The organism is Leptothoe sp. LEGE 181152 (assembly GCF_032906605.1).
Classification (GTDB): Bacteria; Cyanobacteriota; Cyanobacteriia; order Phormidesmidales; family Phormidesmidaceae; genus Leptothoe; species Leptothoe turfae.
The window spans coordinates 172,241-185,385 of the sequence record NZ_JASATU010000008.1; the positions used below are offsets into that span (position 1 = coordinate 172,241).

Below are 13,145 nucleotides of genomic sequence, written 5' to 3' on the forward strand. Positions count from 1 at the left end.
AATAGCCTTAATCTGGGCGGTGTACAGGAGATTGTAATCTAACAGAATTATCCCTAAAGACCCACAACAGTGCAAACCCAGTGATCACCCCATAGACAGCCCACCCTTTTCCATCAACAAGACCGATCAGCGAACTGGGTAAGGCCTGGCACACACTACGACAGAGTATGGCACTGACCGTTCCATTCAAGGCGGCTCCTAAACAACTTGCCAATAGCCAAACTCCCAGTATGCGCCAACGTTGACGCGCATGGTAACTCAGGATCATGCCCTGGGCGATGGCCATACCCCACATCCAAATTGACGGATTCATCAGCAGATTTTGCCAGAACTCTTCCCAGGCAATTGCCTCAGCCGTGGAAGACGTCACCATTGATGTTAGCGACACCAGCAACATGCTGAGTAATATGCTGAGTAATGTACTGGCAATCCACCCTAAGGCACTAGCCACGGGCCACAGCGTCCAGCGTCCCCCTTGTATATTTATGCATCTAAAGGTTAACCATTGCAACGAGCCAATGATGGCTCCTGACAAAAAAAGTGTTGCCATAAACTGGGCACCATTGTTTTCTAAGAAACCAATTAGAAATCCTCCGATTGCATTGGCAAAAATCCAGGCTAGGAATAATTGTGTTTTCTTTTTCGGTAATGTTCTGGTGGTCATGGGTTGATTGCGCCTAATGTAGTGCGTCAAGTTCAAAATTTAGGTTAAGACGGTGGGTAGGGAGTAGGGAATTGAGATTGTTATTTGCTTGTGGTTTCTGAGTTCAAGAACGTTAAGACTTGATGATCAAATCCAGATGGATTCACCAAATTAGAAGGATCCATAGACTGTTCTAATATGACCAACTCACTGTTAGGTAGAGCATTAGCAATCTTTTGATTGATGCTAATAAATGATTCTCCCAGGTCTTTGCCAACAATAATCAGAGCAGGAACTGTGATAGTTTGTAACCTCTGCAAGACATCAATGCGATTAATAGCCTTTCTTGCTAATATCAGCTGTTGGAGATCTGCTTTTAAACTAACCTGGCCAAAATAGTCTTGAGCTAGCCTGGCATAGCTAGCTCGATATGTTTGGCAGATGCTTTTTGCCAGGAGTTGTTTGCCCAATAGTTTGAACAGGTTAAACCCAATGATTTGAGAAAAGCCTAATAGTTTTTCTTGAGGTGTACGCAGTTCCCCAAATGAGTCAGCAACGATCAGCCTTGTCACTACGTTGGGGTAGTTAACAACAAATGATTGAGCAATGACACCTCCCATACTCACGCCAATGATGGTACATGTTTCGATGGCAAGGTGGGCTAACAGCCAGTTGATTTGATTATGCCAGCTAGATAGCTGTGGAGTTGTTAACTTAGAGGATTGGCCATGGCCAAATAGATCTGGGATAAGCACATGGAATCCCGCATCTGCATAGGTTTGCATTTGTGGCTGCCACATCCCATGATCGGCACCAATCCCATGCAACAACAGCAGAGTCTCTGACGAACGATCGCCTAGTTCTAGATAATATGTTGTACTACTGTCTGGGTTTTGGACTATCACAATACTGCTTAATGATGAACGATGAATCTTAGCGACATTGCTGATCCTGGGGATGACTTTAGTTGTGAGACACCGGGTAGGATTGAGCTGCGGCCAGGGTCCTATGCAAAACCTGTTGTGACTCATGCATAAGTGGATGTTCGTTACTGCCAGCAACCAGTACGGTTGGTAGAGTAGAGTGCTTAACCATGGTGCTCGTGCATGGGGAGACTGAAAATATTAAGTGTCCTTCATGAAGAAAGTTAGGTCCATGTCAGAAGGTCATTGGTATGAATGACTTTTGTCATGGGAATTCGAAATAGAAGCTTTTAGGGTTGAAGGTATTGCCAATGATTAAGGAGCTGTTTATGGCTTTTTTGGGGTATATCGTTGTTGTCAGTCTGGCGTTACTGGGTAGCTATTTTCTATTGGCAAACGCTGTTGGTAAAGAAGCCGCCAATCGTAATATGGGCTACGCGCTGCCCTGGATTTTAGTGGGGGTTGCGATCGCATTCACCCCCTTCCTAATAACCATCGGCGGACAGTTGGTTTGGAGCTTTTTCTACATCAGCTATATCGTTAGCATTGGTGTGTGGCTATTTAGCTGGCCCGTGCGTAAACGTAAGGCTGGCAGCCTATTGCTTGACGCTGGCCGCACCTGGCACAATAAGATGCTGTTATGGATTGGCTTAGCAGAGGTTGTCGTTGCCCTTGTTATTACCTGGATTATGGTGACCTCTCCAGCTGGGATTTCAGATACTTCAAATGTGGTTGTATACATACCTCTTAAGATAGCCTTTTGGTGGACGTTGGCTATGTTAATTATCTCTCTTGGTCTGAACAAACTTGAACTAAGAGAAAATGGCCTGTGCTTTATGTATAATGCTATCCCCTGGCAGCGAATGAAGTCTTATTGCTGGGAGGTAACCCATCCTAATACGTTGACCATTCGAGTGCGACCTCGGGTAGTCTTTTTGCCTCACACCATGAGCATTAAGGTGCCTCAAGAACATCGCGATGCCATGGATCGAGTGCTCCAGACTCATATTCCCTTTTCTCCGCCAGATACGCTGGCACTTCCTTAAGACCTGATCGATACGTTTTTGGGGCTGGTAGCGTCTAATACCACGATATGTTTGAGGGCGAACTCATGATGCTTAGGCGAAATAAAATTTGGGTTCGGGGCCTGCTGATTGTCGCCTTGATTGGCCTTTTAATCGGCATGCTCCATCGGTTGACCATACCGGCTGCGTCGCAGCAACCAGATCTATTTGATACCGTGTGGGAAACCGTTAATGACAACTTTTATGATCCTGAGTTTAACGGTATTGATTGGGCAGCCACAGGGGAAGAGTATCGCCCTCAGGTGGCGGCGGCCTCGTCTCAGCAAGAAAAGGCGACTCTGATTAATGAAATGCTCGGTGCGCTGGACACATCCCATACCCATTTTTATACGCCGGATGAACCCGCCTATTATCAGTTATTGGGGATTTTCTATCCGCGGGTATCTGACTTCCAAACCCGCTTGGAAACGCGCTTTCCTGAAGGCAAGCTGGAGTATGCCGATATCGGTATTGTGACCCGTGAGAAAGCGGGTAAAACCTTTATCACGGGAATTTTTAAGGGTAGCCCTGCTGATCAGGCTGGGTTAAAGGTGGGCGACCAGATTCTCGGTGTGGACGGTGAGCCGTTTCATCCCATTCAGTCCTTTTTAGGGAAAGCGGAACAGCCCGTTAGCTTGCAGGTGCAGTCCTCGTTAAATGCTAGCAGCCAGAAAGAGATTACCATCACCCCCAAGCTGTATGACGGCATCACCATGTTCTTAGATATCATGGATGACAGTGTGGAGGTGATTGAAAAAGCGGGCAAAAAGATTGGCTATGTTCATATTTGGTCCTATGCGGGGGACCAGTATCAGGAAAAACTAGAACAGGAGCTGTTGTACGGTCGCCTCAGCAAGGCCGATGCGCTGGTGTTGGACCTGAGAGACGGTTGGGGGGGTGCCCCCCTGACGGCGTTGAATTTGTATACGGCCAGGGGACCTAGTCTGACCAGTATTGGTCGCGATCGCGCCCGTGTGACTCACCATAGCCAATGGAAAAAGCCGGTGGTCATGCTGGTCAATGGGGGCAGTCGAAGTGCAAAAGAGGTTTTGGCCTATGGCTTTCAGCAATATGATATCGGTCCGGTGGTGGGTACGACTACCGCTGGTGCTGTGACCGCCGGGCGAGCGTTTATTATGCCCGACGATAGTTTGCTATATGTGGCGGTGGCCGATGTCTATGTGGATGAAACCGTTCGTCTAGAAGGGGTGGGCGTCACGCCGGATGACGTGGTGCCCTTTCCCATTGAATATGCCCAGGGCAGTGATCCGCAGAAAGAACGTGCGATCGCAACTGCCATCACCGTACTGAATACACCTGTGTCACAGCGGTGAGAACCATAGCAGTGAGAATCATCACTGTCTGTCAGCAGCCGTAACCCTCGTGGGTGAGTCATGCACACACTTCCTTCAGCCCGACTAGTGTTTGTCGACAATTTGCGAGTCTTTTTAACCATGCTGGTGCTAGCCCATCATGCTGCCCAGCCCTATGGTCCAACCGGAGGAGCCTGGCCCATAGTTAATTCGGAACATGCTGCGATTTTAGGATCTTTTTTTGCAATCAATGCGGCATTTTTTATGGGCCTGTTCTTTTTTATTGCCGGATACTTAACCCCTATAGCGTATGAACGTAAAGGGGCACGGCGATTTCTTTTGACCCGGTTTCAACGATTGGGGATACCTTTAATATTTTTTAGCTTGGTTGTTTTTCCGCCTGTGCTACATCACCTGACAGCACCGTCAGACTCTTTTTTGACCTTTATCCGCCAAACCTATATTCACCCCCTCAAGATAGAAGTGGCCCACCTCTGGTTTTTGTTACACTTACTGGTATATGCCCTGGGCTACATCCTATGGCAGCAGGTAATGAGACGCAGAGCCACGGCGTCAGAGGCTATGGGGGCACCTTGGCCTGTGCCCAGCCATCAAACCATTCTCGCCTATCTGCTGAGCCTGACGATGGTAACAGCCATAGTGCGGATTGACTATCCGATTGATCGATGGGTGCAATTGTGCGGATTTTTACCCACAGAGATTGCCCATTTTCCCCAGTACGTCAGTCTCTTTGTATTAGGAGTTGTTGCCTATCGCTATAACTGGCTTAAACAAATGCCCAGAAGACAGGGCTTTATCTGGCTTGCCATAGGATTGGGGGCTGTCCTGCTGCGCTATGGCTATAGCCTCAGTCGCGGCAGGCTGCTGTTGCCTGCTCTCATTGCTGGCGGTGGTTTAGACTGGCGCTCTGTTGTTTGGAGTGCCTGGGAAGCCACAATTTGTGTTGGCCTATGCATTGGACTATTAGTTTTATTTCGTGAGAAGATTAATAGTCAGAACAAGTTTTTACAGATGCTTGCTGACAATGCCTATGCGGTTTATCTCATTCATCTGTTACTGATTATCTATCTGCAAGTGGTGATGGTTGCTTTACCCATCGGCCCCCTAGCTAAATTTGGTCTGGTCACCCTGATCGGTATTCCCCTGTGTTTTTTCGTTAGCGCTACCCTGCGCAGGTTTTCGTTCGCTAGACTTGTATTTCCCTAATTATTAGTTTGGAGCTAGATTTTCCACCATGACCCCTACTGAAAAAAACTCAGAGCCTCGTACTCTAACTGATTTTGCCTATCAGTTTTTATTAGGAGCCTTACTGGGATTCGTTGTGTCCCTATTGCCGTTGGCAGTCGTTAGACCCGATTTAACCACTGGGAACATTACAGCAGTCGTCATCATTGTGGTGTTGTGTGGCACGTTGTCGGCCCTATTTGGCAAACGATTTTTGAAGCCTATGATGAATTTTTTAGAATCCCTACCTCCCATCGCCTAAGTAAGCTTAACTAAAGTATGCTCCCCGTAGGGTAAGAATTAAAGGCTAGGCTAGCTAACTTTCAGCAACTCAATCTTAAAATAGTTGGAGCCTTACAGATGCATGGACAACGCATTGACCATGGGTTAATCGTCAGTTTGAATGTGTTGCTGTTATTTACAGTGGGCTTTGCTTTGGTAGCGTATCAGGTATCTCCTCTACGCGATCCCAGCTTTGTACCTCAGGTGACTAATGCTGGTGCCAGAGTTAGCTGGCTGAATCCTGAGCGATATTGGATCACAACAATAAGGATTTTAGCCATTGCCCTGGCCACTAATATATCGTTATTAACCTGGTCTCACTGGCGTGGCCATCGAAGTGGCCTGAGTTGGATAAATCGCAACCCACTTTCTGTCTTTCTCAAGGCTGTGGGTCTCTGTGGAGTATGGCTTGTAGTCTTTTCTGTTTCTTGGTATGGCGCTTTATTTTTTCTCCTATGGCAGTACATCCTCGATTGATTGGCCAATAACAATGACAAAAGTCATGGAAATATATGACCATGGACTCTGGGTGGTCCTTATTTGATTCGCTAGGGTATGAGCATTCTGCACAAAAGTCCCCTTCAGGAGTCAGAACCATGGCTAAGGAACATGCAAATGTAACTCTTTTAAAACGCTTAGACGAGTATTTAGACAATAGCAACATTGCTGGTGCATCAGGTCTGTTCTCAAAAGAATTTGTCTGGCATTTTTTCAATTCTCAGCTGCCTGACATGCAGGGTGATTATCTTGGGGTAGAGGGGTTGCAAGCCTTCTTTGAAAAGCTGGCTGTGATGACGGGGGGAACGTTTCACGTAGAGCCCGTTGCCATTATTCCCATTGGCGATGAGTTAGTGGTGACCCATGTGCAAGACACCATGACTCTGGACGGTCAGTCCATCAAGCTAGATGCCGTTGTTGTTTGGCGAATTGTCAATGGCTACATTGCGGAAGCGTGGGATATTCCAGCGATCCATACGATTCATGCACCCGAGCCACCTATAGCGACTGCGGCATAAATTGTCGAAAGTATAAGCAATTGTTCCGGGGCGCAGCAATGTGCGCCCCGACGATACGCCTATAATAAGTTGAGCATGGCCAGGCAACGTCGTGTGACTTCTGCCCTCAGGCTAGGATCTACCCCATCAAGCATATCGATATTGGTGGCAAAGAAATATACGTTGTTGTTTTGCTCCACATAGCCGACATACCAGCCGAGTTCTTCTGCCAGGGCCCAGCCTGTTTTGGCACGAATGGTATAGTCTGGCGTTTGCTCAACAATCATAATGTCTTTGACCATGGCCACTGTTCTTTCTGAGAATGGCAGGTCGTTGTTGTACAGACGACGCAAAAACTGAATCTGTTGTTGAGGTGTGATCCGGATATCGCCCGTGAGCCAAAACGTGTCAATCTCTTCTGCACTGCCGATGGTTTGATTGCCATAGTTAACGTCGGTCACCCACTGTTGCATGCGTTCATGGCCAACCCGGCGGGCGAGCACCTGATAAAACCATACGGCTGATATCTGAAACGCTGTTCTTAAGTTCAGGTCACGGTTCCATGTGGAATAGCTTCTTTCTACTCCATCCCAGGTGAGAATTGCCAGATCGTTGGCGATAACACCAGTCTCTAATGAAATCAGAGAATTGAGGATTTTGAAGGTGGAGGCTGGTAAGAAAGGGGTGGTGTTGCGATCGCGATTATACTCAAATGCCACATCCTGATTTTGATTATAAATAATAATTGACCCTTCTATGTCCAGGTCCTCGAAATGTTGTTGAAAGTCAGGTTGCACAAATTCGCGCCGAGCCTGGGCAATGGTCGATGTTGGTGGGGAAGGTGTGGCAGCAAATGAGGGGAGGGCTATCAGGCAACTACCTAGGGTTAAACAGCCGAGCCAATGAGAAATGTGAGAAATATGCTTCATAAATGTGTCTAGCCTTAAAAGGGGCTGTTGCATACTAGACCATTTACCGGAACGCCTCCATGACAAAGGTCATTTAACTTAACCGGAAACATACCTCAGCCGTTCTACATGTAACATGGCCTGGGTTGTAGCTTTGACATCGGTTATGTTAGGGAAAACTTAGCGCTATTAGTGCATTGTCCCTGGAAAAGTCTAGACTCTATGGCTCGTTACGCATTGGTTATTGGCATTTCTGAGTATAAAAGTAAACATCTGGCAAACTTGAGTAAACCAGCTGAAGATGCTGCATCGATTGCCACAATACTACAGAAATACGGGCAATGCGACAAAGAGCCGACCGTCTTAAAGGGAAACGTCACCACGCAGCAGTTGGGGAAAGCACTGCGCACTTTTTTAACCCAACAGGCTGCTAACAGTGAAGCCATCATTTATTTTACAGGCCACGGCATTAGTGTGGTCGACACCTTAGGTAATACCGAAGGCTGTTTAACCACCTCCGATTGCGACGTCACCGTCGATAGTGATGGCCAGGTCACTGATCAGAAGAAAGCGATTTCTTTCGATAGCCTCAATAAACTGATCCAAGCAGCCAATCTGAGTAATTTGGTAATGCTGATCGACACCTGCCACAGTGGCGATTTTATTGAGCGTACTCTGGTGAAGCAAAGCTTTTCTACATTTGGAGCCAAGCAAGACCATTATTTAATTACGGCTTGTCGAGGCTTTGAGGCGGCATTGGCAAAAAAGAATGATGACCACAGTCTGTTTACAGGAGCCATCCTCAAGGCGTTAGTGCCAGAAAATGCAGATGTTAATGGCAAAATCAGTAGCGACCGTTTATTTGATGAGGTGCGGCAAACGCTCAAAGGTGGTCGTCAAGAACCTGTGCGGTTTGGGACAGGACGATCTCTATCCATTGTGCAGTTTCCGCCAGACATGTTGCCGGATAGGGTGCCATCATCAGAATCGCAACCGGCTGTCAGGCAATCTAGTTTGCCTAGAATGCCATTGCAAATGCCCCCGTTACCGGATCACTTTGTTGAGCGTCCAGAGCATCAAAAGGAGGTAAAACAACAGCTGCTGTGTGAGGAGACTAAGGTTGGCACATTAGTGGTTAGCGCTATCTATGGTCTAGGGGGTATTGGCAAGTCAGTGTTAGCCTCAAAGTTAGCCCATGACAAAGAGATTCAGTGTCGGTTTTCGGATGGCATTTTATGGGCAACGCTGGGTCAAAATCCAGATATCTTGCCCTTGCTAAGCGGCTGGATTCAGGCTTTGGGGGACCATGACTATAAACCGACTGCGATTGAATCCGCATCCAATCATTTACGCACACTGCTGTACGACAAGCATATTTTGCTCGTGGTGGATGATGTTTGGAATCCTGCGCATTTAGATCCGTTTCGGGTGGGTGGTGGTGGCTGTTGTGTTTTAGTGACCACGCGGGAGGCCAGAATCTCAGATGCCCAGCGATATGACCTGGATGTGATGAGCGCAAATCAGGCTCTGGAGCTAATGACCCAGAAGTTATCGGGGACTTTGAGCGATGCGCATCGGCAGCAGGCATTTGCCTTTGCTGAGCGGGTGGGATATTTACCCCTGGCGTTAGAGTTAGCCGCGTCTCAAATTGAAGAAGGGGTGACTTGGTCAGAATTATTAGAAGACTTACAGGATGAAGTTGCTCGCTTAGAGACGTTGGATATCTATGGTCAAGCAGAGATACCTGATGATGCGAAGCGAAAGAAGTATAGTCTGCTGGCTTGTTTTAACCTGAGTTTGAAACAACTGTCGCCAGAGCAGCTGCAACAGTTTGCTTGGTTGGGGGTGGTGCCAGAGGATGTGAACCTCACCCAGGAGATGGCAGAAACGCTATGGCAGGTTACCTCTAGACAGGCTAGAGCTATCTTACGCACGTTTCGGAGCAAAGCGCTGTTGTTACAGGGGGCACAGCTAGCCGATGATACGCCCAGCTATCGAATGCATGACCTGATGCATGATTTGGCACAGCGGTTGTTGAGGAGTCCGCAAGGGCCGGAACGCGACGGAGAATTGCCAGGATTGGGATTAACAAAATCTGAGGCCCATGGGAAATTGCTGGAGCAGTATCGAGAGAAAGCGGAGAATGGTGAGTGGTATACGCTAAAAGATGATGGCTATATTTATGCCCATCTCACCTGGCATATGGAGCAGGCGGAACAAACCGAAGAGATTCATAAGCTGTTGCAGGTAAGCAATAAAGAAGGACGTAATGGCTGGTACGCAGCCTGTGATGCCATTGGTAAACCAGCGGGGTTTGTAAATGATTTGGGGCGGGCGTGGCAGCTAGCAGTGGAGGCTTATGAGAAATCTCCTGGTAACTCTGTTGCCTTGCTGTATCGCTATGCGTTAATTCGTGGATCGTTGAATAGTTTGGCGAGCAATGTGCCAGCCGAGATGGTGGGGGGATTAGTGAAACACGGATTTTGGCAGGCGGCTCAGGGGTTGGCCTATGCACAGCAGGCCCAGGACCCATGGCATAGGGCAGCATGTATTTCGGCGATTGTGCCTTATATGCCTGAAGCGCTGTTGCCCGAGGTGTTAAAAACTGTCGGACAAATTAACGATGCTGCTTATCGTTCTTATGCTTTAAGTAAGCTGGCGGAACAGTTTCCGAGCGTTTGGCCTGATGTACTTACAGAGATTCGACAGATTCACGATCGCTATGGAAGTCATCGAGACCAAACCGAGGGTTTCTCTTATAAAGGCTTGGCACTGGGCCGAATTGTTGCTCAGTTACCCTCCATCTATTTTTCTGAGGTCATCGATATTACCCATCAAATTAGCGATCCTTCTGATCGTGTAATGGTGTGGACTGAACTGGCTCAGCGGCAAGTAATACCCTGGTCAACCGTATTGGAGACAACCCGACAGATCAAAGATGAATCATCGCGCTCGCTTGCCCTGACTGAGATGGCCCAGTATCTGCCAGAAGCATTCTGGTCAGAAGCTCTGGCGATTACGCGACAGATCAAGGATGAATCATCGCGCTCAAATGCCCTGATTAAGATGGCCCAGCATCTGCCTGAACTCTGGTCAGAAGCCCTGGAGATTATGCGACAGATCAAAGATAAATCATCGCGCTCGCTTGCCCTGATTAAGATGGCCCAATATCTGCCTGAACTCTGGCCAGAAACCCTGGAGATTACGCGACAGATCAAAGCTGAATCATCGCGCTCGCTTGCCCTGATTGAGATGGCCCAGTATCTGCCGGAAGCATTCTGGTCGGAAGCTCTGGAGATTACGCGACAGATCAAAGCTGAATCATCACGCTCGAATGTCCTGATTGAGATGGCCCAGCATCTGCCGGAGCTCTGGCCAGAAGCCCTGGCGATTACGCGACAGATCAAAGCTGAATCATCGTGCTCGAATGCCTTGATTGAGATGGCCCAGTATCTGCCAGAGCTCTGGCCGGAAGCCCTAGAGATTACGCGACAGATCAAAGATGAATCTTTGCGCTCGCGTGCCCTGATTGAGATGGTCCAGTATCTGCCGGAGGTATTCTGGCCGGAAATCCCGGAGATTACGCGACAGATCAAAGATGAATCTTTGCGCTTGAGTGCCCTGATTGCGATGGCCAAGCATCTGCCGGAGCTCTGGCCAGAAGCCCTGGCGATTACGCGACAGATCAAAGATGAATCATCGTGCTCGTTTGCCCTAAGTGGGATGGCCAAGCATCTGCCGGAGGTATTCTGGCCGGAAGTCCTGGCGATTACGCGACAGATCAAAGATGAATTTTTGCGCTCGAATGCCCTGAGTGGGATGGCCAAGCATCTGCCGGAGCTCTGGCCGGAAGTCCTGGCGATTACGCGACAAATCAAAGCTGAATCATCGTGCTCGTTTGCCCTGAGTGGGATGGCCAAGCATCTGCCGGAGGTATTCTGGCCGGAAGCCCTGGCGATTACGCGACAGATCAAAGATGAATTTTTGCGCTCGCGTGCCCTGCGTGGGATGGCTCAGCACCTGCCTGAAAACCTTCGGCCCAAAGCCCTCGAGATCGTCTGGGCCATCAAAGATAAATACTATTGTTCTATTGCTTTACAGGCGTTTTTGCCCAACTTAGAACAGCTATCCATTCCTTTTACCGATTGGGTTAATGTCCTAAACATTTTGGCCTATCAAAATCGTGAAAAGCTCTTTGACGCATTGCCAAAAAGTAAACCGACAATCATTCGCCTCGGCAACGAGCAAGCATTTTTTGACATTTTGCAAGCCATCCGCGACGTTTGCCAACAATGGCCCTGAATCCCACAGTGTCACACAGAACCCTTCTATAGCTATTTAACCGCTTAGACGCTTGCGCTTAAATAATCACCCCATTACCCCATCACCCATCCACAGCCCCAACCTGGGTCTTTATTTTTGTGCAGTCCCCTTATCCAAACAGAATCGGCTGATTTTCTTCCCGCGCCTGATCGCCAGAATAGGGATAATCTAATGCCATATTCCCTTCTGGACTGCGTAGTCGGATTGTGCCAGCCCTATTACGTAATACACCCTGGTTTGTCGGGACAATAAACTTAAACACATCCCCCGGTGCCACCTCAATATCCGCCAACTCAAAGCGAGTGCCATTAGGTGCTACAACTTGCCAACCCAGTAACGAAGCCGTCTGTTGAGACGCATTAATAATCTGGATAAATTCTCTGCCACCTTCTGGATTCTGGGGATTGACCATAGCAGCAACAACCCTGAAAGGACTAGACTCTGTGTTGCCAGGTGGTTGATCTTTATCCTTATCCTTGTCTTTTTCCTTGTCATCACCATTGCCATTGCCAATATCAATCACATCGGCGCGGCGAAACCGAGGGAAAAAGGTGCGGATGGCATTACGGTTATTGTCCAGACGGTGCAAGTCAAGCTGATACTCAGCCCCATTGATCCGGGTGATTTTATTACTCTGGGTACGACACCTGACCAAGCCTAGGGCAATTAACCCCTCAGGGCTACAGCCAACAAAAAAGCCGCCAATGGGTTTATGCAAACGCTTAGTATTGTGACTGCCATCACCTAGTGGAGCATGCCACGTTAACTCTAAGGTAACAACCTCAGGAACCAGCACTCCCTTTTCAGGTTCCTTGGCTTTTTCATATCGAGTACCCAAATACTGGATTCTATCTTGACCATCATTGCCGGGTATAACGCTCTGGCCAGCATCATCTAGGTGGTACTTATACCAAAAATGATACCCGCCAGCTTGACTCGCTTTACTGGATTGTTCCCCCACAAAAACATGCTCAAAGCCTGATGCATCTTGTTGCCCACCAGCGATGCCCATGTCAAACCAGGTCTCTTTGATCATTGCTGCCATCAAGCTTTGAGAAATGGTTAAATCCAGAGAAGATTCTAAAAACTGTTGCGCCTTTTTAATCGGTGGCGTTGGCAGAATCGCATCAATAAAGTCCAGTTCTTCCTGGGTTTCGGCTGGGCTAACCTGTTCACGGACGGCGCGCTCAAGGGCATAGTTATCAAAAATTCGCTCACACAGCTGATAGGTTTCCAACTTATCGGCAGGGATAACCACTTCCTTGAGCACCCGGTGCTCAGCATCAACCTCAGTGGCGCGTTCATCCACAACTACATACCCCTGAGTTTCATCCCTGGCTTCACCAGGTCTGAGGGCAGGCACCCCATTTCCACCCTGGTCCGCATCCCAGATTTCTTGAAAAATATTGTCTGACATGGTTATTCCTGCCTCATATAGCGGGTGTTGTC

The 13,145-nt window shown here is 48.2% G+C and carries 12 protein-coding genes; 7 read left to right on the plus strand and 5 right to left on the minus strand.

What is annotated here, in order from left to right:
* Positions 1-7: 7 nt before the first annotated feature.
* From QGP82_RS05005 to QGP82_RS05015, 3 genes are all read right to left on the minus strand, one after another.
* On the minus strand, positions 8-664 hold the full coding sequence (locus QGP82_RS05005) for a hypothetical protein (RefSeq protein WP_499057421.1): 657 nt from the start codon (positions 662-664) through the stop codon (positions 8-10).
* Positions 665-744: 80 nt separating this feature from the next.
* On the minus strand, positions 745-1,548 hold the full coding sequence (locus tag QGP82_RS05010; RefSeq protein ID WP_499057423.1) for an alpha/beta fold hydrolase: 804 nt from the start codon (positions 1,546-1,548) through the stop codon (positions 745-747).
* Between the two features lie 58 nt (positions 1,549-1,606).
* Positions 1,607-1,738 (minus strand): hypothetical protein, encoded by a 132-nt coding sequence (locus QGP82_RS05015; protein WP_499057425.1) that lies wholly within the window; start codon positions 1,736-1,738, stop codon positions 1,607-1,609.
* 139 nt (positions 1,739-1,877) lie between these two features.
* Between QGP82_RS05015 and QGP82_RS05020 the strand changes: the two genes are divergently transcribed.
* The 6 genes from QGP82_RS05020 (at position 1,878) to QGP82_RS05045 (ending at position 6,486) form a co-directional block, all read left to right on the plus strand.
* Positions 1,878-2,612, plus strand: a complete 735-nt coding sequence (locus QGP82_RS05020; RefSeq protein WP_499057427.1) for a DUF5673 domain-containing protein — start codon at positions 1,878-1,880, stop codon at positions 2,610-2,612.
* 65 nt (positions 2,613-2,677) lie between these two features.
* Positions 2,678-3,964 (plus strand): S41 family peptidase, encoded by a 1,287-nt coding sequence (locus tag QGP82_RS05025; RefSeq protein WP_499057429.1) that lies wholly within the window; start codon positions 2,678-2,680, stop codon positions 3,962-3,964.
* Between the two features lie 60 nt (positions 3,965-4,024).
* Positions 4,025-5,170 (plus strand): acyltransferase family protein, encoded by a 1,146-nt coding sequence (locus QGP82_RS05030; protein WP_499057430.1) that lies wholly within the window; start codon positions 4,025-4,027, stop codon positions 5,168-5,170.
* Between the two features lie 28 nt (positions 5,171-5,198).
* Entirely contained in the window at positions 5,199-5,450 is a 252-nt protein-coding gene (locus QGP82_RS05035; protein ID WP_499057431.1) for a hypothetical protein, read from the plus strand.
* A 98-nt stretch (positions 5,451-5,548) separates the two neighbouring features.
* Entirely contained in the window at positions 5,549-5,947 is a 399-nt protein-coding gene (locus tag QGP82_RS05040; RefSeq protein WP_499057433.1) for a hypothetical protein, read from the plus strand.
* A 119-nt stretch (positions 5,948-6,066) separates the two neighbouring features.
* On the plus strand, positions 6,067-6,486 hold the full coding sequence (locus tag QGP82_RS05045) for a nuclear transport factor 2 family protein (protein WP_499057434.1): 420 nt from the start codon (positions 6,067-6,069) through the stop codon (positions 6,484-6,486).
* Positions 6,487-6,545: 59 nt separating this feature from the next.
* Here QGP82_RS05045 and blaOXA read toward each other — a convergent pair whose 3' ends face one another.
* The gene (gene blaOXA / locus QGP82_RS05050; RefSeq protein WP_499057436.1) at positions 6,546-7,394 is read right to left on the minus strand and encodes a class D beta-lactamase; all 849 of its coding nucleotides are present in this window, start codon (positions 7,392-7,394) and stop codon (positions 6,546-6,548) included.
* A gap of 201 nt (positions 7,395-7,595) precedes the next feature.
* On the opposite strand from blaOXA, the gene QGP82_RS05055 reads away from it, so the two are divergent.
* Positions 7,596-11,675: an NB-ARC domain-containing protein gene (locus QGP82_RS05055; RefSeq protein ID WP_499057437.1), complete on the plus strand. Its 4,080-nt coding sequence runs from the start codon at positions 7,596-7,598 to the stop codon at positions 11,673-11,675.
* Between the two features lie 130 nt (positions 11,676-11,805).
* On the opposite strand, the gene QGP82_RS05060 is transcribed toward QGP82_RS05055, so the two are convergent.
* On the minus strand, positions 11,806-13,113 hold the full coding sequence (locus QGP82_RS05060) for a hypothetical protein (protein ID WP_499057439.1): 1,308 nt from the start codon (positions 13,111-13,113) through the stop codon (positions 11,806-11,808).
* Positions 13,114-13,145: the final 32 nt, after the last annotated feature.

Bases quoted from the DNA above. Each gene is read 5' to 3' on its own strand.
- QGP82_RS05005 (WP_499057421.1), bottom strand. From the start codon at position 664: ATGACCACCAGAACATTACCGAAAAAGAAAACACAATTATTCCTAGCC.
- QGP82_RS05015 (WP_499057425.1), bottom strand. From the start codon at position 1,738: ATGGTTAAGCACTCTACTCTACCAACCGTACTGGTTGCTGGCAGTAAC.
- QGP82_RS05020 (WP_499057427.1), top strand. From the start codon at position 1,878: ATGATTAAGGAGCTGTTTATGGCTTTTTTGGGGTATATCGTTGTTGTC.
- QGP82_RS05025 (WP_499057429.1), top strand. From the start codon at position 2,678: ATGATGCTTAGGCGAAATAAAATTTGGGTTCGGGGCCTGCTGATTGTC.
- QGP82_RS05030 (WP_499057430.1), top strand. From the start codon at position 4,025: ATGCACACACTTCCTTCAGCCCGACTAGTGTTTGTCGACAATTTGCGA.
- QGP82_RS05035 (WP_499057431.1), top strand. From the start codon at position 5,199: ATGACCCCTACTGAAAAAAACTCAGAGCCTCGTACTCTAACTGATTTT.
- QGP82_RS05040 (WP_499057433.1), top strand. From the start codon at position 5,549: ATGCATGGACAACGCATTGACCATGGGTTAATCGTCAGTTTGAATGTG.
- QGP82_RS05045 (WP_499057434.1), top strand. From the start codon at position 6,067: ATGGCTAAGGAACATGCAAATGTAACTCTTTTAAAACGCTTAGACGAG.
- blaOXA (WP_499057436.1), bottom strand. From the start codon at position 7,394: ATGAAGCATATTTCTCACATTTCTCATTGGCTCGGCTGTTTAACCCTA.
- QGP82_RS05055 (WP_499057437.1), top strand. From the start codon at position 7,596: ATGGCTCGTTACGCATTGGTTATTGGCATTTCTGAGTATAAAAGTAAA.
- QGP82_RS05060 (WP_499057439.1), bottom strand. From the start codon at position 13,113: ATGTCAGACAATATTTTTCAAGAAATCTGGGATGCGGACCAGGGTGGA.